The following is a 26637-nucleotide window of genomic DNA, read 5'->3' as shown; positions in this document are numbered from 1 at the left end:
TCATCACCGTCGTCGGTGGCGGTACGGGCGGGGAGGCAGTCGTCGTCGCGGGGGACGCCGAGTTGGTCGTCGGCGCCGCACGGCACCTGGCTGCCGCCGAACTGCCGCCCGCCGCACGGCGGATCGTGCTCGGGGCGCTCGCGCCCGCGCTGGACGTCGTCGGGGAGTACGTGGCCGCCGGGCGGCGGGTCGTGGTGCTGGCGTCCGGGGACCCGGGGCACTTCGGGATCGTGCGGGCGCTGGGCGAGCGGTTCGGGGCGGCGGCGCTCGACGTGCGGCCGTCCGTGGCGTCCGTCGCCGCCGCGTTCGCCCGGGTCGGGCTGAGCTGGGACGACGCCGTCGTCGTGAGCGCGCACGGGCGGGCGCTGCGGACCGCGGTCCATGTGTGCCTCGCGCACGGCAAGGCCGCCGTGCTGACCGGCCCCGGCGCCGGACCCGCGGAGATCGGCGCCGCGCTGGACCGCGCCGGTGCGGACCGGCGGCTCGTCGTGGCCTCCCGGCTGGGCTCGGACGGCGAATCCGTCGTGGCCGTCTCCCCGCGGGAGGCGGCGGAGCGGGAGTGGGGCGGCGCCGTGAGCGTCGTGCTGAGCCTGCGGCCGGGGCTGCCGGTCGGTCCGGCCGTGACGGTCGCGGGTCCGCCGCCCGCGCCCGCGGGGTGGGCGCTGCCGGAGGAGGCGTTCGCCCACCGGGATTCGATGATCAGCAAGTTCGAGGTACGGGCGCTCGCCCTCGCCCGGCTCGGGCCGCGCACCGGCGAGCTGGTGTGGGACGTCGGCGCCGGGTCCGGCTCGGTGGCCGTGGAGTGCGCGCGGTTCGGGGCGGCGGTCGTCGCCGTCGACAGATGCGCGGACGCGGTCGCCCGGGTGCGGGCCAACGCCGCCGCGCACGGCGTGGACGTCGCGGCCGTGCTCGGCGACGCGCCCGCCGTGCTCGGCGAACTCCCCGACCCCGACGCGGTGTTCGTCGGCGGCGGCGGGGACGATGTCGCCGCCGTGGTCGCCGCGTGTGCCGCGCGGGCGCGCCGGGCGGTCGTGGTGACGCTCGCGGCGGTCGACCGGGTCGCGGAGGTACGGGCCGCGCTCGGCGCGGAAGGCTTCGCGGTGGGCGGGGTGCTGCTCCAGTCCTCGCGGCTCGCGCCGCTGCCCGGCGGGGTCTCCCGGCTCGCCGCGGCCAACCCGGTGTTCGTGCTGTGGGCCGAACGGCGGCCCGGCGCCCCTGACAGAGAAGAAGGAGCACCCGCGTGATCGGGCTCATCCATGCCACCGCGGCGGGCAGGACCGGCTGCGAGCGGCTCGCCGCCGCCTGGCCCGGCCGCACCCGCCGCTACGACGACGGTCCGGTGGGCGAACGGCTCGCGGCGGCGTTCGCGGAGTGCGACGCGCTCGTGGTCTTCCTCGCGACGGGGGCGGCCGTACGGGTGCTCGCGCCGCTGCTGACGTCCAAGTCCGGGGATCCGGCGGTCGTGACGGTGGACGAGGCGCACCGGCACGCCGTCGCCCTCCTCGGCGGCCACGCGGCCGGGGCGAACGCGCTCGCCGCGGAGGTCGGCGAGGTGCTCGGGGCCGAGCCGGTCGTGACGACCGCGACGGACGTGACCGGCACGCCCGCGCTCGACGCCCTCCCCTACCCGGCGGAGGGCGCAATCCCCGCAGTGACCCGCGCCCTCCTGGACGGCACCCCCGTCCACCTCCTGAGCCCCGTCACCTGGCCTCTCCCCGCCCTTCCCCTCCACCTGTGGCCGGGGACCGCGGCAGCCCCTCCCGGCACCGCGCCGGATACCAACGAGCCCCAGCCGACTCCCGCGCCCACCCGGCCCGAGCCGGGAAATCCTCCCGCCGCAACGGCGAGCACCGAAACGGCGCAACCCGGCGGTGCCGAACCCACCGCGGCCGAGGACGGCTCGGCACCGCCGGACACCACTCCCCCGCTTCCCGCCGCCGCGGCGGAAGAAGGTGAGCGGCAGGCGGCGCCCGCGCCCACCCGGCGCGACCCGGGAACCCCTCCCGCCGCGGAGGGCGGCAGCCCCCAATACCTCGTCGAGGTCACCGACGAGGTGCGGGCTCACGGCGAGCGGGCCGTGTACGTCAGGCCGCCGTCGCTCGTGGTCGGGGTCGGCGGGTCGCGCGAGGTGGGCGTCGAGGAGGTCGTAGAACTCGTCGGGAGTGCGCTGGACGGCGCCGGGCTCGCCCGGAGGAGCGTGTGGGCCCTGGCCACCGTGGAGGCCAAGAAGGAGGAGGCGGGGATCGTCGGGGCCGCCGCCGAATTCGGCGTGCCGCTGCTGACGTTCGCGGCGGCGGACCTCGCCGGGGTCGAGGTACCGAACCCCTCGGACGCGCCGCTCGCCGCCGTGGGGACGCCCTCCGTGGCGGAGGCGGCGGCGCTGCTCGCGGCCGGGCCCGGGGGCGAACTCGCCGTCGAGAAGCGGAAGTCGGCGATGGCCACCGCCGCGGTCGCCCGCCGCAGGCCGCGCGGGCGGCTCGCGGTGGTGGGTCTCGGGCCGGGGGCCCGGGATCTGCTCACCCCGCGGGCGGCGGCGGAGCTGCGGCGCGCCTCGGTGGTCGTGGGCCTGGACCAGTACGTCGAGCAGGTACGCGACCTGCTGCGGCCGGGCACCCGGGTGCTGGAGTCGGGCCTGGGCGCGGAGGAGGCACGGGCGCGTACCGCCGTGGCGGAGGCCCGCGCGGGGCACGCGGTCGCGCTGGTCGGCAGCGGCGACGCGGGCGTGTACGCGATGGCCTCGCCCGCGCTCGCGGAGGCCGCGGACGACATCGACGTGGTGGGCGTGCCCGGCGTGACCGCGGCGCTCGCGGCGGCGGCCCTGCTGGGGGCGCCGCTCGGGCACGACCATGTGTCGATCAGCCTGTCGGACCTGCACACCCCGTGGGAGGTGATCGAGCGCCGGGTGCGGGCGGCGGCGGAGTCCGATCTGGTCGTGACGTTCTACAACCCGCGCAGCCGCGGCCGCGACTGGCAGCTCCCGAAGGCGCTGGCGCTGCTCGCGGAGCACCGCGCGCCGCGCACCCCGGTGGGGGTCGTACGGTCCGCGTCCCGGCCGGGCGAGCGGGTGACCGTCACGACGCTGAGCGGCCTCGACCCGGCGACGGTCGACATGATGACCGTCGTGACGGTCGGCAACACCGCCTCCCGGGTGGTCGCGGGCCGCATGGTGACCCCGCGCGGCTACCGCTGGCAGTCCCCGCCGCCGCCCCGCCCGTCCGCCCCGCCGCGGCCCGCGGCGCCGCCCCGCCCCGCGAACCCGCCCCTACCACCGCGCCCGGCGGCCGAACCGGCAAGCCCCGCACGGCGGATCGTGCACCCCATCGAGCAGGAGTCGTACCGCATCCTGCGCACCCGGCTGGACACCTCCGGCCTGACGCCGCTGCGCCGCGCGGTCGTGGAGCGCGTGGTGCACGCCAGCGCGGACCTCGGGTACGCCGAGGAGCTGGTCATGGACGAGGCGCAACTCGCCGCGGCGCAGGCGGCGCTGCACGCCGGGGCCCCGGTCGTCGCGGACGTCGAGATGGTGGCGGCCGGGATCACCGGGCGCCGGGTGGTGTGCCGCCTCAAGGAGGCCACCGCCGGGCCGGACGGCCTGACGCGCAGCGCGCACGCGGTGCGGCTGGCGTACGCCGAGGTCGGGCCGGGCGCGGTGTGGGTGGTGGGGTGCGCCCCGACCGCCCTGGAGGAGCTGATCGCGCTGGACGCGGCGCCCGCGCTGGTGATCGGCCTGCCGGTCGGCTTCGTGGGCGCCGCGGAGAGCAAGGAGCACCTGCGGGCCTCGGGCCTGCCCGCGATCAGCAACGTCTCGGAGAAGGGCGGTTCCGCGGTGGCCGCCGCCGCGCTCAACGCGCTGCTCTACACCCCCTACCGCACCACCAAGGAGAACGACCGGTGACAACCGCCCCCGCCCTGCTGCTCGTCGGCCACGGCACCCGTGACGCCGCCGGTGCGCAGGCCTTCCGGTCCTTCACCGAGGGGCTGGGCGCCGCGCACCCGGACCTGCCGGTCGGCGGCGGCTTCATCGAGCTGTCCCCGCCGCCGCTCGCCGACAGCGTCGCGGCCCTGGTCGCCGCGGGTGTACGGGACTTCGCCGCGGTGCCGCTGGTGCTGGTCTCGGCGGGCCACGCCAAGGGCGACATCCCGGCGGCGCTGGCCCGCGAGAAGCAGCGGCACCCGGGGACGTCGTTCGCGTACGGCCGCCCGCTGGGCCCGCACCCGGGGCTGCTCGCGGTGCTGGAGCGACGGGTGGACGAGGTGCTGGCGGCCACCGGCACCGGGCGGGCGGCGGCGACGGTGCTGCTGGTCGGGCGCGGGTCGACCGACCCGGACGCGAACGCCGAGGTCTTCAAGGCGGCCCGGCTGCTGTGGGAGGGCCGCGGATATGCGGGCGTGGAGACCGCGTTCGTGTCGCTCGCGGAGCCCTCGGTCGCCGCGGGCCTGGAGCGCTGCGCGCGGCTGGGCGCGCGGACGGTCGTGGTGCTGCCGTACTTCCTGTTCGCGGGTGTGCTGCCGGACCGGGTACGCGCGCAGGCCGCCGGATGGGCGGCGGCGAACGGCACGGTGGACGTGCGGTGCGCCGATGTCATCGGGCCCGAACCGGAGCTGGCGGCGCTGGTGATGGAGCGCTACCGGGAGGCGGTCGCGGGCGATCTGCGGATGAACTGCGACAGTTGCGTCTACCGGGTGGCGATGCCCGGCTTCGAGGACCGTGTGGGCCGCCCGCAGCAGCCGCACCACCACCCGGACGACCCGTCCCACACCCACGGGCACGGGCATGCGCACTCCCACTGAGAACGGCGCGGACGCGTACGACCTGGGCCACCACGGCGACCGCGAGACGGCCGAGGGCCTGGTCGACCTCGCCGTCAACGTCCGCACGGGCACGCCCCCGCCGTGGCTCGCGGCGCGGATCGCGGACTCGCTCGCGGACCTGGCGCGCTATCCGGACGGGCGGGCGGCGCGGGCCGCGGTCGCGGCGCGGCACGGCCGGGCCGACGCCCGCGAGGTGCTGCTGACGGCGGGCGCGGCGGAGGCGTTCGTGCTGCTCGCGCGGGCGCTGCGGCCGCGCTGCGCGGTGGTGGTGCACCCGCAGTTCACCGAGCCGGAGGCGGCGCTGCGGGCCGCGGGCCACCCGGTGCACCGGGTGCTGCTGACGGCGGCGGACGGCTTCCGGCTGGACCCGGCGGCGGTGCCGGAGCAGGCGGATCTGGTGGTGGTCGGCAACCCGACGAACCCCACGTCCGTGCTCCATCCGGCGGCGGACTTGCGGCAGTTGGCGCGGCCTGGGCGGACCCTGGTGGTGGACGAGGCGTTCATGGACTCGGTGCCGGGCGAAGGCGAGTCGCTCGCGGCGGCGCGGGACGTGCCGGGGCTGCTGGTGCTGCGCAGCCTGACCAAGACCTGGGGTCTGGCGGGCCTGCGGATCGGCTATGTGCTGGGTGGCCGCCAGCCGGTCGCGGCGCTGGAGCGGGCGCAGCCGCTGTGGGCGGTGTCGGCCCCGGCGCTCGTGGCGGCGCAGGCGTGCACGGAACCCGCCGCGCTCGCCGAGGCGGAGGCGGCGGCGGTGCGGACGGCGGCGGACCGCGCGCACCTGCTGGCGCTGCTGGCCGCGGTGCCCGGCGTCACGGTCGCGGGCACCGCGCCCGCCGCGCCCTTCGTGCTGCTGCGGCTGCCGGACGCGGCGGCCGTACGGGAGCGGCTGCGGGCGGACGGCTGGGCGGTGCGCAGGGGCGACACCTTCCCGGGCCTGGGCCCGCGGTGGCTGCGGGTCGCGGTGCGGGACCGGACGACGTCCGACGCCTTCGCCGCGGCGCTGCGAGCGGCGCTGCGGGCCTGACCGCCCCACCGCCCGGGGTCAGTTGGCGAGGCCCAGCGCCGTCAGGTCGGGCGCGCCGAAGACCTCGTGCTCGTAGACGTTGGTGAGCCTGCTGCTGCGGAAGACCAGGTGCCGCCCGTGGACGAGGGGGACGAGGGCGGCGTCCGCCATGATCTTCTCGTCGGCCTCCCGCCAGGCCGCGGTGGACTTCTCCGGGGCGTCGGCGCTCTCGCCCCGGCTCATGACGAGGTCCAGGCCCGGGTCGTTCACGCCCGCGTAGTTGGTGGGGCTGCCGGGGGCGACGAGGGTGCGCAGGAAGCCGCCGCCGTTGGGCCAGTCGGCGGCCCAGGCGCTCATGACCATGCCCCAGCCGTTCTGCTTGACCTTGGTCGGCGAGTCGAGGGCGGAGTAGAGGTCGGCGAGGGGGACCTGCTTGACGTTGACCGCGATACCGGCGTTCTTCAGCGACTGCTGGACCGCCATCATGGCCGCGAGCGTCGTCGGGTTGTTGGCGGCACCGACGAGCGTGGTGCTGAAGCCGCTCGGCTTGCCGCACACCGCGAGCTGCTCGCGCGCCTTGGTGGTGTCGTTCTTGCCGGTGCTGTCGCCGTACGGGTGGGCGTCGGGGTCGAAGCCGTCCACGGTGGGCGGCAGCATCGTGGTGGCGATGTCGCCCGCGTTCGCGCCGCCCAGGGCGGTGCGGACGGACACCCGGTCGACGGCGTACTGCACGGCGGCCCGGCAGGGCTGCTTGTCGAAGGGCGCGACGGCCGTCTGGAGGCTGATGTAGCGGGTGCTGCTGTCGTAGGCGAGGTCGGTCTGCGCGTGCAGGGCGTCGTCGCCCGTGACCCTGGCCCGGGTGCCGTCCGACAGCGCCTGGGACTGGAGGTCGATGTCGGCGTCGCCGGACAGCAGCGCGTTCTCGACGGCGTCCTGCGCCGAGTAGATGGTGAGGTCGATCTCGTCGGGCAGGGCGGAGCGTACGGGATCGGTGGACTGGTCCCACTCGGTGTTGCGGACCATGTGCACCGACTTGTCCCGCTGGTAGCTCTCGATCTTGTAAGGCCCGCTGGAGAGCGGCTGGTCGCGGTAGCCGGTGCCGTTGCCGGTGTCGACCTTGCGCGGGACGGGCGCGCCCATCGGCATCGCCAGCACGTACGGGAAGTCCGCGAAGGGCTGGGCGAGGGTGAAGACGATGGTCGTGTCGTCGGGAGTGGCGACCGACTTCAGGCCGAGCCGGTCGGGGTCGGTGTCCTTGTACGGGCCGGGGTAGTGCTGGCCCTCGTCGAGGAGTTCGACGAAATTGGCGGGGCCCGCGATGAAGACGTCCCGGTCGAAGGTGCGCTCGATGCCGTACTTGATGTCCTGCGAGGTGATGGCGCTGCCGTCCTCGTACCTCAGGCCCGCCTTGAGGTGGAAGGTCCAGGTCTTGCCGCCGTTGCTGACGGTGCCGGTGTCCTTGGCGAGGTCCGGCAGGAGCTTGCGCCCGGCGGGGCCGGGGTCCGGGGCGTAGTCGACGAGCTTGCGCTCGAAGAGGCGCTGGAGGTTCCACGACGGTTGGGTGTAGACGATCGCCGGGTCAAGCATCCCGTCCTCGGGGTAGGCGGCGGCGAGCCGCAGGGTGCCGCCTTTCCGGTCGGAGGCGTTGACGACGCCGTCGAGGCCGCCGTTGTAGCCGGTGCCCGCCTTGCCGCCGTGCCGTGCGAGGTTGGCGGGCTGGGCGGTGACGGTCGGGCCGTGGGTGGACGGCGTGGGGGTCGGGTCGGCCTTGTCGTGGTGCTTGCCGCCGAGCGGGCCGTACAGCAGCGTGACGGTCACGCCGACGGCGGCCACGGCCACCGCCGCGACGGCCGTCGTCCAGCGCCGCCGGGCGCGCCGCGCCGGGTCGAACTCCCCCGAATTGCCGGGCCTGTTGAAGGGCGGCGGGGTGGACGGCAGATACGGCGGCGGGAGCGGCACCTGCGGGCGCGGCGCGTACGCCGGGTGCTCGGCCGGGGTGGGCGGCGGCGGGGTGCTGGGGCCGGGGACGGGAGCGAAGCCGAATCCGCCGGTGGCAGGGGGCGGGGTGGAGGGCGGGGGCGTCGAGGGCGGCGGGGTGGAGGGCGGGGGCGCGCCCGAACCGCCGGAGGCGGCACCGGAGTTGGCCGCGTCGGCGGCGTCGTCCGCGGGCCCGTAGGGGGGCTTGGCAGCCGAGAGCGGGGTCGTCGCCGTGTCGAAGGAGGCCGGGATCGCAGGACCGGCGAGCAGCCCCGCATTGCCGGAGGAGACCAGCCAGCCGCGCAGCCGGTCGCGGAAGACCCTGGCGTCGCCGTGCCGGTCGGCGGGGTTCTTGGCGAGGGCGGCGAGCACGAGCGCGTCCAGCTCCGGCGGGACCCGCGGGTTGCGCGACGAGGGCGCGGGCGGCGCGGTGTGGACGTGCCAGTACATGAGGTTGATCGGGTTGCCGTCGGTGAACGGCGGCTTGCCGGTGAGGAGTTCGGTGAGCATGCAGCCGACCGCGTAGACGTCGCTGCGGGCGTCGACCTCGGCGCCGTTGATCTGCTCGGGCGACATGTAGCTCGGGGTGCCGATCGCCGAACCCGTCGTGGTGAGCCGGGAGTCGGTGTCCAGCACGCGGGCGATGCCGAAGTCCGCGACCTTGACGACGCCTTCGGGCGTGACCATCACGTTCGCGGGCTTCACGTCGCGGTGGACCGTGCCGTGGCTGTGCGCGTGCGCGAGGGCGTCGAGGATGTCGCAGACGACGCGCACGGCCCGCTCGGGCGGGAAGAACACCCGGCGGCGCAGGAGTTGGGAGAGGGTGCCGCCGGGCACGAACTCCATGACGAGGTAGGGCACGACCTCGTCGCCCTCGCGTATCTCGTCCTGGTCGTGGACGGTCACGATGCCGGGGTGGTTGAGCGAGCCCGCGGCCTGCGCCTCGCGGGCGAACCGGCGGCGCGCGTCGGGGTTGTCGGCCAGGTCCGGCAGCAGCGTCTTGACGGCGACGGTCCGGCCCATCCGGGTGTCCTGGGCTCGGTGGACGCGCGCCATGCCTCCCGCGCCGAGCAGTTCGGCCAGCTGGTAGCGCCCCGCGAAAAGCCCGTCAGTCATTCCCGCCCCGTCCGCCTCTGCACTCCACCACCCGCCGAATCCACCGCCCCCGGCGCCGGGTTGCGCAAGACGTACGCCGACCTGCCCCGGCCGTGGACGACTTCCGGCCGCCCGCACAGCCTACGGGGCGGCGCCGGTGGTCCGGCGCCGCCCCCGGGGCTTTCGTTCCCCCGTTGTGACCTTGCTATCGCGCGGCGGTGACGTTCGGCCCGCGCGTCAGTCCTGCGGGTCCGCCGCCCCGGCGCCCCGGCGGCGGCGGGCGGTCAGCAGGTACGCGCCCGCGCCCGCGACGAGCAGGGCGACCGCGCCGCCCGCCATGTAGGGGATGCCCGAACTCGCGCCGGTCTCCGCCAGGTTGCCGGTGTCGGGGCCGGTCTGGACGACCGCACCGGAGGTGCCCGAGGTACCGGCCGAGCCGGAGGCGCCGGTTGAGGTGCCCGACGCCGAGCCGGAGGTGCCGCCGCTGCCGGAGGTGCCGGACGTGGCGCTCCCGGAGGTGCCGGAGGTCGAGCCCGAGGTCGAGCCGGTGGTCGAGCCGGTGGTCGAGCCGGACGTGGACCCGGTGGTGGCGCCGTTCGTGCTGCCGGTGGTGGTGCTGCCGGAGGTGCCGGACGTCGTGCCGGTGGTGGAGCCGGAGGTGGAGCCCGCCGTCGTACCGGACGTGGTGCCCGAGGTGGAGCCGGACGTCGAGCCCGAGGTCGTACCCGACGTGGAACCGGACGTCGAGCCGCCGGTGGTGCCGCCGGTGCGCGGGGCGGTGCAGGTGGCCTGCGCGAGCGTGACCTCGCCGCTGATCTCGGCGACGCCCAGGCTCAGCGGGTTGAGGTGGATCGCGAGCCGCAGCGCGGTCGCCGCCGCGGTGGTGGACGTGGTCGTGGTCTGCGTCAGGTTCAGGCTGACGTGGCCGACGCCGGGAACGGTCAGCTCGGTCGTGCCGACCGCGCCGAGGTTGATCCGCTGCCCGAGCACGGTGAGGCCCGCGAGTTCGGAGTGCGCGGTGGGCTTGCGGCCCGCCTCGCAGGTCGCGGTGGAGGTGATGGCGTCGGCCTTGACCAGCGCCAGCAGCGGCAGGCCGGGGACGTGCACCTGGGCGTGGGCCACGTTGGCGTAGCCCTCGGCCTTGTGTGCGTCGGCGGTGGCCTTCGACGTCGCGACGTCGGCCCGCAGGATGCTGATGCCGCGCCCGTTCTCCACGCCCTTGCCGACCGTGACGGTCAGCGCGGTCTTCTTGGCGTCGGCGGGTGCGTGCACGTCGTTGAGCGCGACGTCGACCGGCACGTCGACCGCCTTGCCGAGCAGCGACACGTCCAGGCCCGCGCGCAGCACGGCGGCGGTGGACGCGCCGCCGTGCGGGTCGCCGGCCGGGGCCGCCTGCGCGCCGGGCGCCAGGACCGCGGCGCCCGCGGCGAGGGCGACGGCGGCTCCGACGGCGGCGGCGCGGCGGCGGACGGGCAGCGGGAAGGTGTTGGTGGTGCGGTACATCGGTGTGGGACCCCCACGGAAGACATCGGGAAGTATTCGGACTCCCCCCGGCCGTAAGCGAGTTGGGGACAGCTGACCGGGGGCTCGGCCAGTAATGCTTACGCACTGAGAGTGAATGCGCGGCTACGCGACGCCAGTTCACCCAAAAGGGTGGTTTCCGGTGGGATTCCTGGAGCGCGGGACACGGTGGTGCGGACATACCGCCCACCGGGCCGCGGACCCCGCCCCACCGGCGGTGACATGGGAGACCCCGGCGCGCATATGGTCCGGGGCCGACGCCCGGGCGGGCAGAGACGTGCGCCCGCGCGTGCGCGGCGCTCGCGTATCGTCCGAAGGAGGTCTCAAACCCCGCGTACCGGGCGGGCGTTCAGGGCGTTCAGGCCGTGCGCCGCCGCGCCGTCACGGCGTTCAGGCCACCACCGCGCCGCGCAGGACGACGCGGCGCGGTGCCGCCAGCACCCGGATGTCCGCGCGCGGGTCGGCGTCGTAGACGACCAGGTCGGCCGGGGCGCCCTCCTCCAGACCCGGGCGGCCGAGCCACTCCCGGGCCTGCCAGGTCGTCGCCGACAGCGCCGCCGTCACCGGCAGGCCCGCCGTGACCAGCTCCTCGACCTCGGCCGCGATGAGGCCGTGCGGCAGGCTGCTGCCCGCGTCCGTACCGGCGTAGACGGCGATCCCGGCGTCGTACGCGTTGCGCACGGTCTCGTGGCGGCGCGCGTGCAGGCGGCGCATGTGGTCCGCCCAGCGGGGGTATTTGGCCTCGCCGCTCGCCGCGAGGTCCGGGAAGGTGGCGATGTTGACGAGCGTGGGCACGATGGCCACGCCGTGCTCGACGAGCAGCGGGATCGTCTCGTCGGTGAGGCCCGTCGCGTGCTCGACGCAGTCGATGCCCGCCGTGACGACGTCGTGCAGCGTGTCCTCGGCGAAGCAGTGCGCGGTGACCCGCGCGCCCTCCTCGTGGGCGGCGGCGATCGCCTCGACCAGCGCGTCCTTCGGCCAGCAGGGTGTGAGGTCGCCCGCCTCGCGCTCGATCCAGTCGCCGACGAGCTTGACCCAGCCGTCGCCGCGCCGCGCCTCCTGCCGCACGTACGCGGCCAGGTCACCGGGCTCGATCTCGTGCGCGAAGTTGCGGATGTAGCGGCGGGCGCGCGCGATGTGGCGTCCGGCGCGGATGATGCGGGGCAGGTCGGCGCGGTCGTCGACCCACCGGGTGTCGCTGGGCGAGCCCGCGTCGCGCAGCAGCAGCGCGCCCGCGTCCCGGTCGGCGAGCGCCTGCTTCTCGGAAGTCTCGGCGGCCACCGCGCCGTAGTGGTCGAGGCCGACGTGGCAGTGCGCGTCGACAAGGCCGGGCAGCGCCCAGCCGCGTACGGTCACGGCCTCGGTGGCGGGCCGGTCGTACGTGATCCGGCCGTCGACCACCCACAGCTCGTCGGTCGCCTCGTCGGGCCCGGTCAGGATCCGGCCCGTGATGTGCAGCACCTCACCCATGGGGGCACTGTACGGGTCCGCCGCCCGTCCTCACGCGGCGGGCAGTCGGCTGAAGGCGGCGCGGTAGTCGCTGGGGGTCAGGCCGACGCGGCGGGTGAGGTGCTGGCGCAGCGAGTCGGCGGTGCCCAGGCCGCTGGCGCGGGCGACCTGGTCGACCGGCAGGGTCGTGGTCTCCAGCAGTTCGCGGGCCCGCTGGATGCGCTGGTGCAGCAGCCACTGGAGCGGGCTGACGCTGGTCTCGGCGCGGAAGCGGCGGTTGAGGGTGCGCACGCTGACGGCGGCGTGCCGGGCGAGGTCGGTGAGGGTGAGCGGCTGGTCGAGCCGGGTCATGGCCCAGGCGCGGGTGTCGGCGAAGGAGGTGCCGGTCACGGCGGGCAGCGGCGTCTCGGTGAACTGCGCCTGCCCGCCGCACCGTACGGGCGCCACCAGGGCGTGCCGGGCGACGCTGTTGGCGACGGCGGACCCGTAGTCGGTGCGGATGATGTGCAGGCACAGGTCAATGCCGGCGGCGTAGCCGGAGGAGGTGAGCAGCCGGCCGTCCTGGACGAAGAGCACGTCGGGCTGGACGTCCACGGTCGGGTAGCGCTCGCCGAACTCCTCGGTGAGCATCCAGTACGTGGTCGCGCGCCGCCCGTCGAGCAGGCCCGCCTCGGCGAGCAGGAAGGCGCCCGAGCAGATCGAGGCGATCCGGGCCCCGGACGCGGCGGCGCGCCGCACCGCGGCGAGGATGCGCGGGTCGGGCTCCTCGCGGGAGCCGGTGCCGGGGACGATGACGGTGTCGGCGCCGTCCACGGCGTCCAGCCCGCTGCGGATGAGGATCTCGGCGGGCCCGTTGGTGCGGACGGCCCCGGGGTCGGGGGTGCACAGCTCGACCTCGTAGCCGGGCCGGCCGTCGATCTCGACGCGGGCGAAGAGCATGTCGGGGACGGCGAGGTTGAACATCGAGACGGGCTCCGCGGCGATCACCACGACCCGCCGCGGGCGCGGCTGCGGCGTCGCCTCCTGCACGGTCGGCACCATGGCCAGAACCTCCGGTCCTTTGGCATTCTGGCCACTACTGTACGCCCGGCCCCGCGGGGAGGCTGGTGCCCATGTCACCGGATCACACCTCGCGTTCGGCCCGCGTCCCGTCCGCCACCGCGGAGCGGGGCCCGGCCGTGCGGCCGCCCGCGCCACCCGCGTCACCCGCACCGGCCGCGACGCCTGCTTCCCCCGCGTCCCCCGGGCGGATGCTCGGCGCCGCCCTGCTCGGCTTCTTCCTCATCACCCTCGACGCCTCCGTCGTCAACGTCGCGCTCCCGGCGATGGGGGACGACCTGCACGGCGGGCTGTCCGCGCTCCAGTGGGTCGTCGACGGCTACACCCTCGCCTTCGCCGCGCTGATGCTGTCCACCGGCGCGCTGTCGGACCGGATCGGCGCGGGCCGGGCCTTCGGGGGCGGCGTGCTGGTCTTCGCGCTGTCGTCCCTGGCGTGCGGCCTCGCGCCCGGTCTCACGGTGCTCATCGTGGCGCGCGTGGTGCAGGGCACGGCGGCGGCCGTGATGCTGCCCTCCTCGCTGGCGCTGGTGCGGCAGGCCTACGCGGACCCGGTCAGGCGCACCCGCGCCATCTCCGTGTGGGCGACGGGCGGTTCGACGGCGGTGGCGCTCGGCCCGGTCGTGGGCGGGGTGCTCACCACGGCCTGGGACTGGCGGTCCATCTTCTACGTCAACCTCCCCTTCGCCGTGGTGACGCTCGCGCTGGCCCGCGGCGCCCGCGGTGAGCGCCGCCCGGCGCCCCTCGACGTGCCCGGCCAGGTCACCGCGGTGCTGGCGCTGAGCGCGCTCACCTTCGCGGTGATCGAGGGCGGGACGGGCGGCTGGATCGCGGCGGGCGTGGCCGTCGCCGCCGGGGCGGCCTTCGTCGTCGCCGAGACCCGGCACCCGCACCCCGTCGTCCCGCTGGGCCTCTTCCGGGGCGCCGCCTTCTCCGCCTCGGTGGCGTCGGGCGCGGCGCTCAGCGTGGGCTTCTTCGGCATGTTCTTCGTGCTGGGGCTGTACTTCCAGCAGGTGCGCGGGGAGTCGGCGCTCACGGCGGGCCTGATGTTCCTGCCGATGACGCTGCTCATCTCGACGGTGAACGTGCTGTCCGGCCGCGTCACCAACCGCTTCGGGCCGCGCCTGCCGATGGTCGTCGGCCAACTCGTCATGGCGGCGGGCCTGCTGGCGCTGCTGCCGGTGGGGCGGCACACCCCGACGCTCGCGGTGGCGTTCCTGATGGTCCCGCTGGGCGTGGGCGGCGCCCTGGCCGTACCGGCGCTCACCGCGTCGGTGATGGGCGCGGTGCCCGCCGAGCGTGCGGGGCTGGCCGCGGGCGTGCTCAACGCCGCCCGGCAGGTCGCGGGGGCGCTGAGCGTCGCGCTCTTCGGCTCGCTGGTGGCCGGGGCGCACTTCATGCCCGGTCTGCGGGAGAGCCTGCTGGTGGCCGCGGGCCTGGTGCTGGCCGCAGCGGCGGCGACGGCGGTGGCCCTGCGCCCGCGCGACTGACGCCGCCCGCCCGGCAGTTCACCCGGTGGCGGCTTCCCGTGCGGTGCCGCGCTCGTGGGCGTCGAGCAGCTCGTCCCAGTGCTCGGCCGCCCACGCACACGCGGCGGCGAGCGGCTCCAGCAGGCTGCGGCCCAGCGGCGTCAGCGCGTAGTCCACGCCCTGCCGCGGGTCGGTGTGCACGGTGCGGGAGACGAAGCCGTCCCGCTCCAGGCCGCGCAGCGACTGCGTGAGCACCTTCGGCGTGACGCGGCCCAACGGGACGCGCAGCTCCGAGAAGCGCCGCGGGCCGCCCTCCAGACACGCCAGCACCAGCGGCGCCCACTTGTCGCCGAAGCGGAAGGGCAGCAGCGCGGAGGGGCACACCTCGTCGAACAGGTCGGCGGGCAGCGGCGGGCGGGGCGTCACGGGCTCTCTCCTCCTGTGGGGCGGTACGGACGGGGTCCGCGGCGGTACGGACCCGACTCGACGGTACGGGTCGGCCCGCGGTGCGGTGCGGGCCCGGCGGGGCGGTGGCGCGGTGGCGCGGTCGCGCAGGGCCATGCGGTACGGCGGTCGTGCAGGTCTGCCGCCCACGGCCGAGGGCGGACGGACGGTACGGGCGGCGGTACGGCGGTCGTGCGGGTCTGCGGCTACGCGGCTCGGCGGTATCCGGGAGGTAACTGCCCCCGCGGCTACGTTTCCCGGGCAACGCGCAGTCGCGCAGCACCGCACCATCTCAAGCCACGTCAACAGCAGGGGGTATTCCGCCGATGGGCAACTACATCGTCTTCGGGGCCGGCGGCCGGGCCGGCCGGGAGGCCGTCGCCGCGGCACGCCGCCGCGGCCACCGTGTCACGGCGGTCGTCCGCGACCCGTCCCGCCACCCGGCGCTCGCCGCCGGGGGCGTACGGCTCGCCGCGGGGGACGTCACCGACCCGGCGGCCGTCGCCGCGCTCGCGGCCGGGCACGACGCGGCGCTCAACACCGCAGCCGTGTACGGCGAGGGCACCGACCCCGGGGCCTTCTTCCCCGCCGCGGCCCGCGCGCTGGCCGCGGGCCTGGCCGAGGCCGGGGTGAGCCGCCTGGTCACGGTGGGCCTGTCCGCCGTACTCCCGGGCCCGGACGGCACCAGCCAGCTGGAGTCCCCCGGATTCCCCGCCGAATTCCGCCCGTTCTGCGCGGCCCACGCGGCGGGCCTGGCCGCGCTGCGTGCCGAGGCGACGGCGCTGGACTGGCTCTACCTCGCCCCCGCGGGCGACTTCGTCCACGACGCCCCCGAGCCCACCGGCCGCTACGAGCACCGCCCGCACACCGACCCGGCGGCCCGCGTCACGTACGCCGACTTCGCCCTGGCCCTGCTCGACGAGGCCGCGGACCCCCGCCACCACCGCACCCACCTCGTGGTGACGTAACCGGCCGCTGCCGGAGGCGGGGTGGGAAGTCGCGGTGCCGGGCGGGACAGCTGCGCCTCAGAGCGGCAGCTTGAAGCCCTCGTGGCTCGCCTCGAAGCCGAGGGAGGTGTAGAAGCGGTGGGCGTCCGTGCGGGATTTGTTGCTGGTCAACTGGGCCAGCGCGCAGCCCTGTTCGCGGGCGCGGTCCAGTGTGCGGCGGATGAGGGTGCGGCCCAGGCCCGCGCCGCGCAGGTCGGCGCGGATGCGGACGGCCTCGATGAGGGCGCGCTCGGCGCCGCCCTTGCCGAGGCCGGGGATGCGGGTGACCTGGAGGCAGCCGACGACGTCGCCGGAGGCTTCCGCGAGGACCAGGACCTCGTTGCGCGGGTCCGCCTCGATCGACGCGAAGGCCCGCTCGTGGGCGTCGGTCACCTCGACGGCGGCCGGGTCGACCACGCCGTCCTCCCCGGCGATGAGGGCGAGGACGGCGGGCAGGTCGGCGCGGGTCGCGGGCCGGAGGGCGGGTTCGTGCGGAGTGCTCATGGGCCCGATCCAACCAGGCGGGATCCGCACCCGCGGACCCGGCCCGTACGGCGGGAGCCGTGGCGGCCCGGCGGCCCGCTGGCCATCCCCCGCCGGGCGGGCGCCGCCGGGGCCCGCGCCGCCGGGCGGGCGCTTCCGGGGTGCGGGACATCGGGCCGCCGGGCCGCCCGGACCGACCTGCCCGGCCGCGCAACCCGCTCCAGCGCAGCGCAGCGCAGCGCTCAGCCGCGCTTGCCGTCCACCCGGCGGGGGATGCCCAGCGGGTTGGCGTCCTGGAGCTCGGGGGGCAGCAGGGCCGGCGGGGTGTCCTGGTAGGCGACCGGGCGCAGCCAGCGCTCGATGGCGGTCGCGCCCACCGAGGTGGAGGTGGAGGTCGTGGCGGGGTAGGGCCCGCCGTGGTGCTGGGCGGCGGTCACGGCGACACCGGTCGGCCAGCCGTTGACCAGGACGCGGCCCGCGAGGGCGCTGAGCCGGGTGAGCAGCGCCGCGGCGGGCCCGCCCTGCTCGGCGGCCTCGGCGGCGCCGAGGTGGGCGGTCGCGGTGAGGTTGCCCGGCAGCCGGTCGAGCACGGCGGCCAGCTCGTCCGCGGTGCCGTACCGTACGACGACGGTCAGCGGCCCGAAGCACTCCTCCAGCAGCGCGTCGTAGGCGCCCTGCGCGGCCAGTTCGGCGGCGGCGACGGTCAGGAAGCCGGGGCGTACGCCCAGCTCGCCGTCCTCGCCGGGGGCGACCGGCGCGGTCACGGCGGGCAGCGCGGCGCGGGCGGCGGCGCCGGCCAGGAAGTTGGTGCGCATCCGGCCGTCGAGCAGCACTCCGGCGGGGGCGGTGCCCGCGGCGCCGGTGAGCGCGGCCACCAGCCGGTCGCCGTCGTCCCCCGCGGGGGCGAGGACCAGGCCCGGCTTGGTGCAGAACTGGCCGACGCCCATCGTGAAGGACCCGGCCAGGCCGGTGCCGATCTGCTCGGCGCGCTCGGCCGCGGCGGCCTCGGTGACGACGACCGGGTTGAGGCTGCCCAGCTCGCCGTGGAAGGGGATGGGGCGCGGCCGGGCGGCGGCCGCGTCGTACAGCGCGCGCCCGCCGGGCACGGAGCCGGTGAAGCCCGCGGCGGCGACGAGCGGGTGGCGGACCAGCTCGACACCGGCGGCGAAGCCGTGCACGAGGACGACGGTGTCGGCGGGCAGCCCGACGGAGACGGCCGCGCCGCGCAGCAGCTCGGCGCACAGCGCGGAGGTCGCGGGGTGGTCGGGGTGGGCCTTGACGACGACGGGGCAGCCCGCGGCGAGCGCGCTCGCGGTGTCGCCGCCGGGCACGGAGAAGGCGAGCGGGAAGTTGCTGGCCGCGTAGACGGCGACGACGCCGAGCGGGATCTTCATCCGGCGCAGGTCGGGCCGCGGGATGGGCTTGGCGTCCGGGTCGGGGGTGTCGATGATCACGTCGAGGTAGGCGCCCTCGTCGACGACGTCCGCGAAGGTCCGCAGCTGGAAGGCGGTACGGGCGAGTTCACCGGTGAGGCGGGGCACGCCGAGGGCGGTCTCGGCGTCGGCGGCGGCGATGACCCGCTCGGCCGCCTCCTCCAGCGCCCCGGCGGCGGCGCGCAGCAGCCGGGAGCGTACGCTTCGGTCGGCGAGCGCCGGGACCGCGGCGGCGGCGGCGCGTACGGCGGCGTCCACGTCCTCGGCCGTGGCCTCGACGGCGACCTGCTCGCGCTGCTTCCCGCTCCGGGGGTCGACGCTCCAGACTGGTACTGCCACCGGGATAACCTCCACATTTCCGTACCGCACGACACTGCTGCACCGGCAGCTTGTTCTCTATACTGAACGACGTCTTTAGATGTGAACCTGCAAGGGGAGCCTACGTCCGCGGCTCCCGGCCGAACAAGAGGGGTCGAGCGCATGGCTGCTGCCGAGGGAGCCGGTTCCCAGGTCAAGTCCGCGGTCCGCACGGTGGAGCTGCTGGAGTTCTTCGCGGGACGGCCCGGCATGCACAGCCTCGCCGCCGTGCAGGAGTCGGTCGGCTACCCGAAGTCCAGCCTCTACATGCTGCTGCGCACCCTCGTCGACCTGGGCTGGATCGAGACCGACGCGACGGGCACGCGGTACGGCATCGGCGTGCGCGCGCTGCTGGTCGGCACGTCCTACATCGACGGCGACGAGGTCGTGGCCGCCTCCCGGCCCACCCTGGACCGGCTGTCGGACGACACCAGCGAGACCATCCACATGGCCCGCCTCGACGGCACCAGCGTGGTCTATCTCGCCACCCGGCAGTCCCAGCACTACCTGCGGCCCTTCACCCGGGTCGGCCGCCGGCTGCCCGCGCACTCCACCTCGCTCGGCAAGGCGCTGCTCGCGACGTACACCGACGAGCAGGTGCGGGGGCTGCTGCCGGAGACGCTGGAGCCGCTCACCGAGCACACCCACACCGACCGCGAGAAGCTCATCGAGGAGCTGGCGGTCATCCGCGAGCAGGGCTTCGCGGTGGACCGCGAGGAGAACACCCTGGGGCTGCGCTGCTTCGGCATCGCGGTGCCCTACCGCACCCCCGCGCGGGACGCGGTCAGCTGCTCGGTGCCGGTGGCGCGGCTCACGTCCGGGCACGAGCAGATGATCAAGGACGCGCTGTTCGACGCGCGCGACCGGCTGCTGCTGGCGACCCGCCGCCTCTGACGGCCCGCCGCCAGGGCCGCCGCCAAACCCCGCCAGCCCGCGGTGCCCCCTTCGTGGGAACGGCGGGGATCCCCCGGACAGGGCCCGGGCCCGCGGTCGTAGGCTCGTGAACATGGGGATCATTACGAACGGGAACGACAGCGGCGCCCCGGCAGGGGACGCCGAGGTGAAGGAGTGGGTCGCCCGGCGCGCCTCGTCCTTCGGCGCGGTCGCCGCCGACTACGACGAGCACCGCCCCGGCTACCCGCCCGAGGCGGTGACGTGGGCCCTCGCGCCCGTGCTCGCGCGGCGCGGCGGCAGCGGCCCGCTGGACGTGCTGGACCTCGCCGCGGGCACCGGCAAGCTGACCCGCGAGGTGCTCGCGCTCGGCCACCGGGTCACGGCGGTGGAGCCGGACGCGGGGATGCTGGACGCGCTGCGCGAGCGGCTGCCGCGGGCCACGGCGCTTGCCGGCTCGGCCGAGCGGATACCGCTGGCGGACGGCTCGGTGGACGCGGTGGTCGTGGGCCAGGCCATCCACTGGTTCGACCAGGAGCGCGCGCTGCCCGAGATCGCCCGGGTGCTGCGGCCCGGCGGGGTGCTGGCGACGCTGTCCAACGCCGACGACGACCGGGTCGGCTGGATCGCGGGCCTGGGTGAGATCTCGCCGAGCCAGGTGTCCTTCCTCGGCTGGCAGAAGAGCCCGGCGCGCCGGATAGACCCGCATCCGGCCTTCTCCCCCGCGCAGGACGCCGACTTCCCGCACGTGATGGTGCGCACCGCCGAGACGCTGACGGCGACGGCCGCGACCCACTCGCATCTGCTGGTGATGGAGCCGGCGCAGCGGGAGGCGGCCGTCGCCCGCATCCTGGACTACCTCAGGTCCCGCCCGGAGACGGCATCGGGCGAGTTCGAGCTCCAGCTGGTGACCCGCGTCCAGCGCTGCGAGCGCGCGACGGGCTGACGCCGGATCCCGGGGCCCTCTCGAGGGCTCCGGGATGCCACTGGCACGGTCCTGCGGCAGCATCCCGCGCACGCTCCATCACAACGCGTTCACCAGCGGTTACCGCCGGGAATCGATGATTCCCAACCTCTGCCCAGAGCCTCTTGTCGCTGCTACGCTCTCGCCGCGCCGTGGCGGGGAGGTCCGGGCAGGAAGAGGTGACCGTGGGCACTGCCGTCGACGACGACTCCGCCGCGTTCCACGCGTTCTTCGAACGGCATTACGCCGAACTCGCCCGGCTGGCGCACCTGTTGACGGGTGAGGCGGACGCTGCCGACGATCTCGCGGCGGACGCGCTGGTGGCCCTGTGGCGCCGCTGGGACCGGGTCGAGGCGACCGAGCACCCGGTGGCGTACGCGCGCGGTGTGGTGGCCAACCTCGCCCGCTCCCGGATCCGCAGCGCGGTACGCGAGCGGCGCCGGATCGCGCTCTTCTGGTCGCAGCGCCCCGAACGCACCGACGGCCCCGACCTCCCCGCCGTGCTGGACCTGCGCGAGGCGCTGCAGCGGCTGCCGTTCCGCAAGCGGGCGTGCGTGGTGCTGCGGCACGCGTTCGACCTGTCGGAGCGCGACACGGCCGAGGCGCTGGGCATCTCGGTGGGCACCGTCAAGAGCCAGACGTCCCGCGGTATCGCGGAGTTGGAAAGGCTGCTGCAACCCCGGACATCCGATACCGGTACGGTGCAGGGACCGGGTTCGGCGGCCGCGAGCGGTCCTGCGGGCCCGGCACGACTGCCGCGTACCGGACGGCCGGACACCTCGGTCGGCGCGGCGGGCGGCTCCCCCGGCGACATGGGCCCGGGGACACAACTGCTGGGTGCGGCGGGTCATGTGACTCGTGCTCGTACTCGTACGGGACGGGGAATGTGATGACCGATCTGCCGGAGCGGCTGCGGGAGGCCGCGCACGCCCACCGGCCCGACAGGGAGCGCATGCTGGCCCGCGTCGAGCACGCGATGACCGCGGACGGCGCCGGGAACGGCGCGCCGGAGTCCGCCGCGCGCGGCCACGACCGGCCGGTGGCGGCGCCGTGGATGCGGGTCACCGCGGTGACCGCGGCGGTGGCGGGCGCGATCGGCATCGGCGGTCTCGCGGTGGGCGCCGTCACCGGCACCGGCCAGCCGGGCCACTCCTCGGTGACGTCGGACAGCGCCGACCCCGCACAGCCCTCCCCGACCGCCTCGGACACCGCCGGCAGCGGTGAGCACCGGGTGCCCGTCCAGCGGCAGACCACCACGGCCCCCGCGCACCGCAAGTCGCCAGGGCCGCACAGCACTTCGGGCCGCGGCACGACCGCGCCGCCGCTCCAGGCCGCGCCGCCGAGCGTCCCGGGCTCGCCCCCGCAGTCCTCCGGCGCGCCCTCGCAGGGCACCGGTCTGCCGCAGGGCAGCGGGCCGCTCCAGTCCAACGGCGTACTCGGCTCGAACAGCGACGCGTACTGGACGGAGAGCGAGGTGCAGCTGACGTCGCAGAAGCCGATCACCTCGCTGGCGGTGGAGCTGCGGATCGCCCGCGTCAACGGCGAGACGTACTCGGCGTCGTGGACCGACGCCACGCAGGTGAGCGTCAAGGTGACGACCGAGGCGGACTACATCGTCTACCGCTGGACGCTGGCGGCCGGGCAGACGCTCCCGGCCGACACGTACAACTTCGCCGGGCAGTTCACCCACGACCCGGGGCAGGGCGGCACGGACGGCGACCGCTACACCGCCACCGTCGGCTACGCCTCGGGCGGTTCGGTGACGGTCGGCGGCGGTTTCTGACCCGCTGCCGCGGTCGACGGCGGGCGTTTCAGGGGGATTTGGTGCCTGCGGTGGCACTTGCGCGGTGGCGCGGACGGCGCAAGTGCCGCAGGGGGAAATCTGCCGGAAATATTTTGTCGATCCGCGGCAACCTCCCGCGCCCCGGCGGCGACTTGGGGGTGCACGGCCCAGCACGCTTCCCCCTCAGGAGAAGCTCCGGGGCGCGGCGGTACCCCCATGATCGCCGCTCCCCGGCATCCCCCGCCCTGCACACGATCAACCCGTGTGCAGGGCGGCGCGGGCCGCCGCCAGATCCTCCCGGCTGGCCAGCCCCGCGTGGTAGAGCCGCAGTTGGGTCGCGCCCAGCTCGGCGGCGTGCGCCGCGTCGGCCGCCAGCGTGCCGGGGCTGCCGCCCATGCCGGAGACCACCGTGAAGTTGGCGGCCACCACCGTGTCCGGCCCGGCCTCCGCGGCGACGGGCGCGAGCACCGCCTCGCGGCCCGCGGCGCCGGCCTGACCGCCCGGGCAGGGCAGTACGAGGCCGTCCACCTGGGCGAGGATGCGCACCGCGTCCACCCCGGCGTTGGCGCCGCAGCGGTACGGCACCGGGTCGGCGTGCATGAGCACCTGGAAGCCGGGCGCGGCGGCGGCCCGTACCGCGGCCACGGCCTGCTCCTGCAGCGAACCCGCCGTCCGCGTACGCCAGGTGAGCGTCAGCTCGGTCCACCGCGGGCCGAGCAGCGCCTCGATGCCCGCCTTCGCGTCTGCCTCCCCGTCCCACACGGGTACGAGCGCGGCCCGTACGTCCGCGGCGAGTTCGTCCGGGTCGGCGCCGAGCCCGGCGTAACCGGCGCGGCAGGAGGGGCAGAAGCACAGTGACATCAGGTACTGCGCGGCGTCGCCGAGCGGCACCCCGCCGATCTTGTCGTGGGCGTGCAGATGCGCGAGCCCGTACCAGCCGAGCGACTCCAGTTCGGTGCCCGCGGCGCCGGGGCGTACGGCGGCCTCGGCGGCGAGGTCGAGCAGGTAGCCGCGGACGGCGGGCTGGGCGATGCAGGGCGCCCACGGGTAGCGGTCGCCGTAGGCGTTGACGACGGAGGTGTCCGGATGCTCCGCGCCCAGCCGGGAGTTGTGCGCGAGCACGACCCAGGTGTGCACCTCGAGGCCCGCCGCGCGCAGCGCCTCCGCGGCGCTCCCCCACGCGTCGCCCGGCGCCCAGTCACCCGCCGGGTAAGGACGCAACTCCCGTCCCTGCCAGCGGCGTTCGTCGACCGGGTAGAGCACGGCGGCGTGCTCGGCGGTGACGATACGGTGCCGCGGGTGGCGCGGGGTGAGCGCGCGGGTGGAGTGGTAGGCGGCGGCCAGCGTCACCTGGGCGACGCCGAGGCCGGCGATGCGCTCGGCGGCGGCCGGGTCGCCGTTGACGTCCCAGGGGTAGACGAAGGCGGAGGCGCGCATGTCAGCGCTCCCCGAGCAGCGCGGTGCCGCGCTCGATGAGTTCGGCCAGCTCCTTGATGTGCGCGGGCGCGGGCTCGCTCAGCGGCGGGCGGACCTCGCCGACGTCCAGGCCGCGCAGCCGCACCCCGGCCTTGACCAGCGAGACGGCGTAACCGCGGCCCTTGCCCCGGAGGTTGACCAGCGGGCGGTAGAAGCCGTCGATGAGCCGGTCCACGGTGGCGTCGTCGCCGGTGGTCAGCGCGCGGTGGAAGGCGAGCGCGATCTCCGGCGAGAAGGCGAAGACGGCCGAGGAGTAGAGGGTGACGCCGAGGCCGCGGTAGGCCAGGCCGGTGAGTTCGGCGGTGGGCAGGCCGTTGAAGTAGCGGAAGTCGTGGCCGGGCAGCTCGGTGCGGACCGCGCTGATGATGCGCTGCATCAGGTCCAGGTCGCCGTAGCCGTCCTTGAGGCCGATGATGTTGGGCACCTTGGCCAGCTCGACGACCGTGGCGGGGGTGAAGACGGCGTTGTCGCGCTGGTAGACGATGACGTCCAGGCTCGTGGCGGCGGCGAGCGCGGTGTAGTGCCGCACCAGGCCCTCCTGGTCGGCGACGACCAGGTACGGCGGCATGGCCAGCAGCCCGTCGGCGCCCGCCCGTTCGGCCAGGGCGGCGTACTCGGCGGCCAGCGCGGTGCCGTACCCGGCGCCCGCGAGCACCGGGACGCGGCCCTCGGCCGCCTCGACCGCGGCGGCCACGCACGCGGCGAACTCCGCGGGCGTGAGCGCGTGGAATTCGCCGGTGCCGCAGCAGGCGAAGACGGCCGCCGCACCGGCGTCCACCCCTGCGCGCACATGGGCCCGGAAGGCGTCGAGGTCCAGGGCGCCGTCCGGGCCGAAGGCCGTCACGGGGAAGAACAGCAGGCCGTCGAGACGCTCGGCGAGTGAGGGTGCGGTCATCGGGTCCCCCTGAAGGTCCGGGTCTGTGCGCTCATCTGATTCACGTCCATATTCGTGAACGCTGCCACGCTAGGCGAGCATCCGTACGCGGGTCAAGCCGACGGACGCAGGTCAGACGGGTGGACCCGGCGTGATCGATGTCCATATACATGAATCGCGGCCATGGATATACTCACCGCGGCGCCGCCGGAGGCCACGGCGGGACCAGCTCCACCCCCGCGCACCGCCCCGGGCCCCAGTGGCCGGTGAGACCCGAGACCGAGGAGAGACCCCACATGCCCGCTCCCCGCACCATTCTGCTCACCGGCGCCGCCGGCGGCCTCGGCACCCTCATGCGCGGCCTGCTCCCCTCCTACGGCTACGAGCTGCGGCTCCTGGACATGCTCCCGATCGAGGACGAGCCGGACGCGATCACCGCCGACCTCGCCGACACCGCCGCGCTGCGCGAGGCCGTCCGCGGCGTCGACGCGATCGTGCACCTCGCGGGCATCTCGCTGGAGTCCACCTTCGACAAGGTCCTCAAGGCCAACATCGAGGGCACCTACCACCTCTACGAGGCCGCGCGCGCCGAGGGCGTCGGGCGGATCGTCTTCGCCTCCAGCAACCACGCGGTCGGCTACACCCCCCGCCCGCAGGGCGACGACCCGCTCATCCCGCTCAACACCCCGCGCCGCCCCGACACCTTCTACGGCCTGTCCAAGTGCTTCGGCGAGGACCTGGCGCAGCTCTACGCCGACCGGCACGGCATGGACACGGTCTCGATCCGCATCGGCTCCTGCTTCCCCGAGCCCACCACGGTGCGGATGCTCTCGGTGTGGATGAGCCCCGCCGACGGCGCCCGGCTGCTGCACGCGGCCCTCACCGCCGACGTGACCGGCCACACCGTCGTCTACGGCAGCTCGGCCAACACCCGCCTGTGGTGGGACCTCGACCCGGCCCGCGCCCTCGGCTACGAGCCGCAGGACGACTCCGAGGTCTTCGCCGCGAAGCTCGTCGCCGAGCAGGGCGAGCTGGACGCGGACGACCCCGCGCACGCCAACCTGGGCGGCGCGTTCTGCACCGAGCCGCCGATCTGGCCGTACTGAGGCCCGGGCGGCCGCCGCCGCTAGTATTCGCTGCCCTCCGCCGGTGACGACACGCCGACCACGCCGTCCATCTCGGACAGGTCCGTCACCAGCAGCGGGACGTCCCCCGTGCCCTCGATCGACAGCTCGACCTCCGCGGCGCCCGGTGCGGCGGCCCGCCCGTCCTCCCGGTCGGCCCACGGCGCCCGGTTGACGTGCACCTCCACGACCCGGAAACCGGCCCGTGTGCACCGCTCCAGGATGCGGGCCAGCACCCCGGTGCCGACCTGGTAGGAGATCCGCAGATCCGTCTGCCCGGGGCCGGCGACCGCCGGAATGCGCGCGGTGACCAGCGGGAAGACCCGCACCACCAAGAAGTGCCCGGCGGTCGCGGCGACCGCGAGCAGCACCAGGCCGCCGCCGCAGGCCATGCCGATGGCGGCGGTCAGCCAGATCGTCGCCGCGGTCGTCAGCCCCCGTACGGCGTCCCGCCGTACGAAGATCAGCCCGCCGCCGATGAAGCCGATCCCGCTGACGACCTGCGCCGCGATCCGCGACGGATCCAGCGTCACGCCCTCATGGCCGAGCACCGTCCCGAAGCCGTGCTGCGAGACCTCCATGAACAGCGCGGCCCCGACGCCGACCAGGGTGTGCGTGCGCAGCCCCGCGCTCTTCTGCTGGACCGCCCGCTCCAGCCCGATCAGCGTCGAGAGCACGAGCGCCAGCCCCAACTCCCCGAGCTGCCGCACCCCCTGCCCGCCGTCCGGATCCCACACGACGGACGCCATGGGTTGCCAAGTGTGCATCGGACCACGTTACTCCGGCCGCCGTCCCGGGCACCGGGTACACGGCTGTCGCGTCGCGCGCGTCCCGGTGATCACGGTGCGGACCCCGTCGCCGATCCGCGGGCGACCCGCCCCCCCCCGTAGGCTGGCGCCATGCCGAACACCCACTCCCTGAGGGTGAGTTCCTGTGCCGTGTGCATCCGTGACGGCCGGGTCCTGCTGACCCGCTGGGTCGATCCGGAGCGCCCCGGGCACCGGCTCTGGTCCGTCCCCGGGGGCGGCATCGACCACGGCGAGGATCCGTACGACGCCGCGGTGCGGGAGGTGCGCGAGGAGACCGGGTACGCCGTCGAGATCGAGGCTCTGCTCGGTATGCACACCCGGGTCGTGCCCGCTCCGCCCTCCCGGGGCGCGGGCGCCGAATTCCACAGCCTCCGGGTCTTCTACGCGGCCCGGATCACCGGCGGGGAACTGCGTGACGAGGTCGGCGGGTCCAGCGACCGGGCGGCGTGGGTGGGCCTGGCGGACGTGGCGGGCCTGCCGCGGGACGAGCGGGTGGACATCGGGATCGCGCTGGCCCTCGACCGCCCGGCCTCCGGCAGACCGCGGGACGCCGGGGCGGCCGGTCCGCGGTAATCGGCGTGCGCCCGTCGCCCGCGGGTGGTTAGGCTCGCGGGCATGTTCTTCATGCAGC

The 26637-nt window shown here is 75.7% G+C and carries 21 protein-coding genes and 1 pseudogene; 12 read left to right on the top strand and 10 right to left on the bottom strand.

Annotation, left to right across the window (positions count from 1 at the left end):
- Positions 1–2: 2 nt before the first annotated feature.
- From cbiE to cobC, 4 genes are read left to right on the top strand one after another with little or no spacing between them, the layout of a single operon-like run.
- Complete coding sequence (gene cbiE, locus ACH4SL_RS27450) at positions 3–1244, top strand: precorrin-6y C5,15-methyltransferase (decarboxylating) subunit CbiE (RefSeq protein ID WP_398450346.1); 1242 nt, start codon at positions 3–5, stop codon at positions 1242–1244.
- Positions 1241–3895 carry a precorrin-3B C(17)-methyltransferase gene (gene cobJ, locus ACH4SL_RS27445; protein ID WP_398450189.1) on the top strand — a complete coding sequence of 885 codons (2655 nt, stop codon included), beginning with the start codon at positions 1241–1243 and terminating at the stop codon, positions 3893–3895. The genes cbiE and cobJ overlap by 4 nt, the downstream gene beginning before the upstream one ends.
- Complete coding sequence (locus tag ACH4SL_RS27440) at positions 3892–4791, top strand: sirohydrochlorin chelatase (RefSeq protein ID WP_398450187.1); 900 nt, start codon at positions 3892–3894, stop codon at positions 4789–4791. Before cobJ ends, ACH4SL_RS27440 begins: the two co-directional genes overlap by 4 nt.
- Positions 4775–5836 carry an Rv2231c family pyridoxal phosphate-dependent protein CobC gene (cobC, locus tag ACH4SL_RS27435; RefSeq protein ID WP_398450185.1) on the top strand — a complete coding sequence of 354 codons (1062 nt, stop codon included), beginning with the start codon at positions 4775–4777 and terminating at the stop codon, positions 5834–5836. Before ACH4SL_RS27440 ends, cobC begins: the two co-directional genes overlap by 17 nt.
- An 18-nt stretch (positions 5837–5854) precedes the next feature.
- On the opposite strand, the gene ACH4SL_RS27430 is transcribed toward cobC, so the two are convergent.
- The 4 genes from ACH4SL_RS27430 to ACH4SL_RS27415 form a co-directional block, all read right to left on the bottom strand.
- A complete protein-coding gene (locus ACH4SL_RS27430; RefSeq protein ID WP_398450183.1) occupies positions 5855–8908 on the bottom strand; it encodes an ABC transporter substrate-binding protein in 3054 nt (1017 codons plus the stop codon).
- Positions 8909–9124: 216 nt separating this feature from the next.
- The gene (locus ACH4SL_RS27425; RefSeq protein ID WP_398450180.1) at positions 9125–10390 is read right to left on the bottom strand and encodes an SCO1860 family LAETG-anchored protein; all 1266 of its coding nucleotides are present in this window, start codon (positions 10388–10390) and stop codon (positions 9125–9127) included.
- A gap of 408 nt (positions 10391–10798) precedes the next feature.
- Positions 10799–11878 carry an amidohydrolase family protein gene (locus tag ACH4SL_RS27420; RefSeq protein WP_398450178.1) on the bottom strand — a complete coding sequence of 360 codons (1080 nt, stop codon included), beginning with the start codon at positions 11876–11878 and terminating at the stop codon, positions 10799–10801.
- Positions 11879–11908: 30 nt separating this feature from the next.
- Positions 11909–12898, bottom strand: a complete 990-nt coding sequence (locus ACH4SL_RS27415; RefSeq protein WP_398450176.1) for a GlxA family transcriptional regulator — start codon at positions 12896–12898, stop codon at positions 11909–11911.
- Between the two features lie 71 nt (positions 12899–12969).
- On the opposite strand from ACH4SL_RS27415, the gene ACH4SL_RS27410 reads away from it, so the two are divergent.
- A complete protein-coding gene (locus ACH4SL_RS27410) occupies positions 12970–14403 on the top strand; it encodes an MFS transporter (protein ID WP_398450174.1) in 1434 nt (477 codons plus the stop codon).
- Positions 14404–14421: 18 nt separating this feature from the next.
- On the opposite strand, the gene ACH4SL_RS27405 is transcribed toward ACH4SL_RS27410, so the two are convergent.
- Positions 14422–14808: a winged helix-turn-helix transcriptional regulator gene (locus ACH4SL_RS27405; RefSeq protein WP_398450172.1), complete on the bottom strand. Its 387-nt coding sequence runs from the start codon at positions 14806–14808 to the stop codon at positions 14422–14424.
- A 344-nt stretch (positions 14809–15152) separates the two neighbouring features.
- On the opposite strand from ACH4SL_RS27405, the gene ACH4SL_RS27400 reads away from it, so the two are divergent.
- Entirely contained in the window at positions 15153–15794 is a 642-nt protein-coding gene (locus ACH4SL_RS27400) for an NAD(P)H-binding protein (protein ID WP_398450170.1), read from the top strand.
- A 57-nt stretch (positions 15795–15851) separates the two neighbouring features.
- Here the strand turns inward: ACH4SL_RS27400 and ACH4SL_RS27395 are convergent, their stop codons facing one another.
- Together ACH4SL_RS27395 and ACH4SL_RS27390 are read right to left on the bottom strand one after the other, a co-directional pair.
- Positions 15852–16316: a GNAT family N-acetyltransferase gene (locus tag ACH4SL_RS27395; protein WP_398450168.1), complete on the bottom strand. Its 465-nt coding sequence runs from the start codon at positions 16314–16316 to the stop codon at positions 15852–15854.
- Positions 16317–16537: 221 nt separating this feature from the next.
- The gene (locus ACH4SL_RS27390) at positions 16538–18067 is read right to left on the bottom strand and encodes an aldehyde dehydrogenase (NADP(+)) (RefSeq protein ID WP_398450166.1); all 1530 of its coding nucleotides are present in this window, start codon (positions 18065–18067) and stop codon (positions 16538–16540) included.
- Between the two features lie 141 nt (positions 18068–18208).
- Between ACH4SL_RS27390 and ACH4SL_RS27385 the strand changes: the two genes are divergently transcribed.
- The 4 genes and pseudogenes from ACH4SL_RS27385 (at position 18209) to ACH4SL_RS27370 (ending at position 21723) form a co-directional block, all read left to right on the top strand.
- A complete protein-coding gene (locus ACH4SL_RS27385; RefSeq protein ID WP_398450164.1) occupies positions 18209–18979 on the top strand; it encodes an IclR family transcriptional regulator in 771 nt (256 codons plus the stop codon).
- Positions 18980–19091: 112 nt separating this feature from the next.
- Positions 19092–19922 carry a class I SAM-dependent methyltransferase gene (locus tag ACH4SL_RS27380; protein ID WP_398450162.1) on the top strand — a complete coding sequence of 277 codons (831 nt, stop codon included), beginning with the start codon at positions 19092–19094 and terminating at the stop codon, positions 19920–19922.
- A gap of 203 nt (positions 19923–20125) precedes the next feature.
- Positions 20126–20629 (top strand): annotated as a pseudogene (locus ACH4SL_RS27375) (SigE family RNA polymerase sigma factor); the annotation flags it as partial.
- 200 nt (positions 20630–20829) lie between these two features.
- Positions 20830–21723, top strand: a complete 894-nt coding sequence (locus ACH4SL_RS27370) for a hypothetical protein (RefSeq protein WP_398450160.1) — start codon at positions 20830–20832, stop codon at positions 21721–21723.
- A gap of 255 nt (positions 21724–21978) precedes the next feature.
- Here ACH4SL_RS27370 and ACH4SL_RS27365 read toward each other — a convergent pair whose 3' ends face one another.
- Complete coding sequence (locus ACH4SL_RS27365) at positions 21979–23160, bottom strand: hypothetical protein (protein WP_398450158.1); 1182 nt, start codon at positions 23158–23160, stop codon at positions 21979–21981.
- 1 nt (position 23161) lies between these two features.
- Positions 23162–24094: a 5-dehydro-4-deoxyglucarate dehydratase gene (locus ACH4SL_RS27360; protein WP_398450156.1), complete on the bottom strand. Its 933-nt coding sequence runs from the start codon at positions 24092–24094 to the stop codon at positions 23162–23164.
- A gap of 275 nt (positions 24095–24369) precedes the next feature.
- On the opposite strand from ACH4SL_RS27360, the gene ACH4SL_RS27355 reads away from it, so the two are divergent.
- Positions 24370–25179: an NAD-dependent epimerase/dehydratase family protein gene (locus tag ACH4SL_RS27355; RefSeq protein WP_398450154.1), complete on the top strand. Its 810-nt coding sequence runs from the start codon at positions 24370–24372 to the stop codon at positions 25177–25179.
- Between the two features lie 20 nt (positions 25180–25199).
- On the opposite strand, the gene ACH4SL_RS27350 is transcribed toward ACH4SL_RS27355, so the two are convergent.
- Complete coding sequence (locus tag ACH4SL_RS27350; RefSeq protein WP_398450152.1) at positions 25200–25964, bottom strand: MgtC/SapB family protein; 765 nt, start codon at positions 25962–25964, stop codon at positions 25200–25202.
- A gap of 132 nt (positions 25965–26096) precedes the next feature.
- Here ACH4SL_RS27350 and ACH4SL_RS27345 point away from each other — a divergent pair, with 132 nt between their 5' ends.
- Positions 26097–26579: an NUDIX hydrolase gene (locus tag ACH4SL_RS27345; protein ID WP_398450150.1), complete on the top strand. Its 483-nt coding sequence runs from the start codon at positions 26097–26099 to the stop codon at positions 26577–26579.
- The last annotated feature ends 58 nt before the right edge of the window (positions 26580–26637 follow it).

It is taken from the genome of Streptomyces sp. NPDC021020 (assembly GCF_044333285.1).
Lineage (GTDB): Bacteria > Actinomycetota > Actinomycetes > Streptomycetales > Streptomycetaceae > Actinacidiphila.
This window is presented reverse-complemented; position numbering and strand designations above follow the sequence as displayed.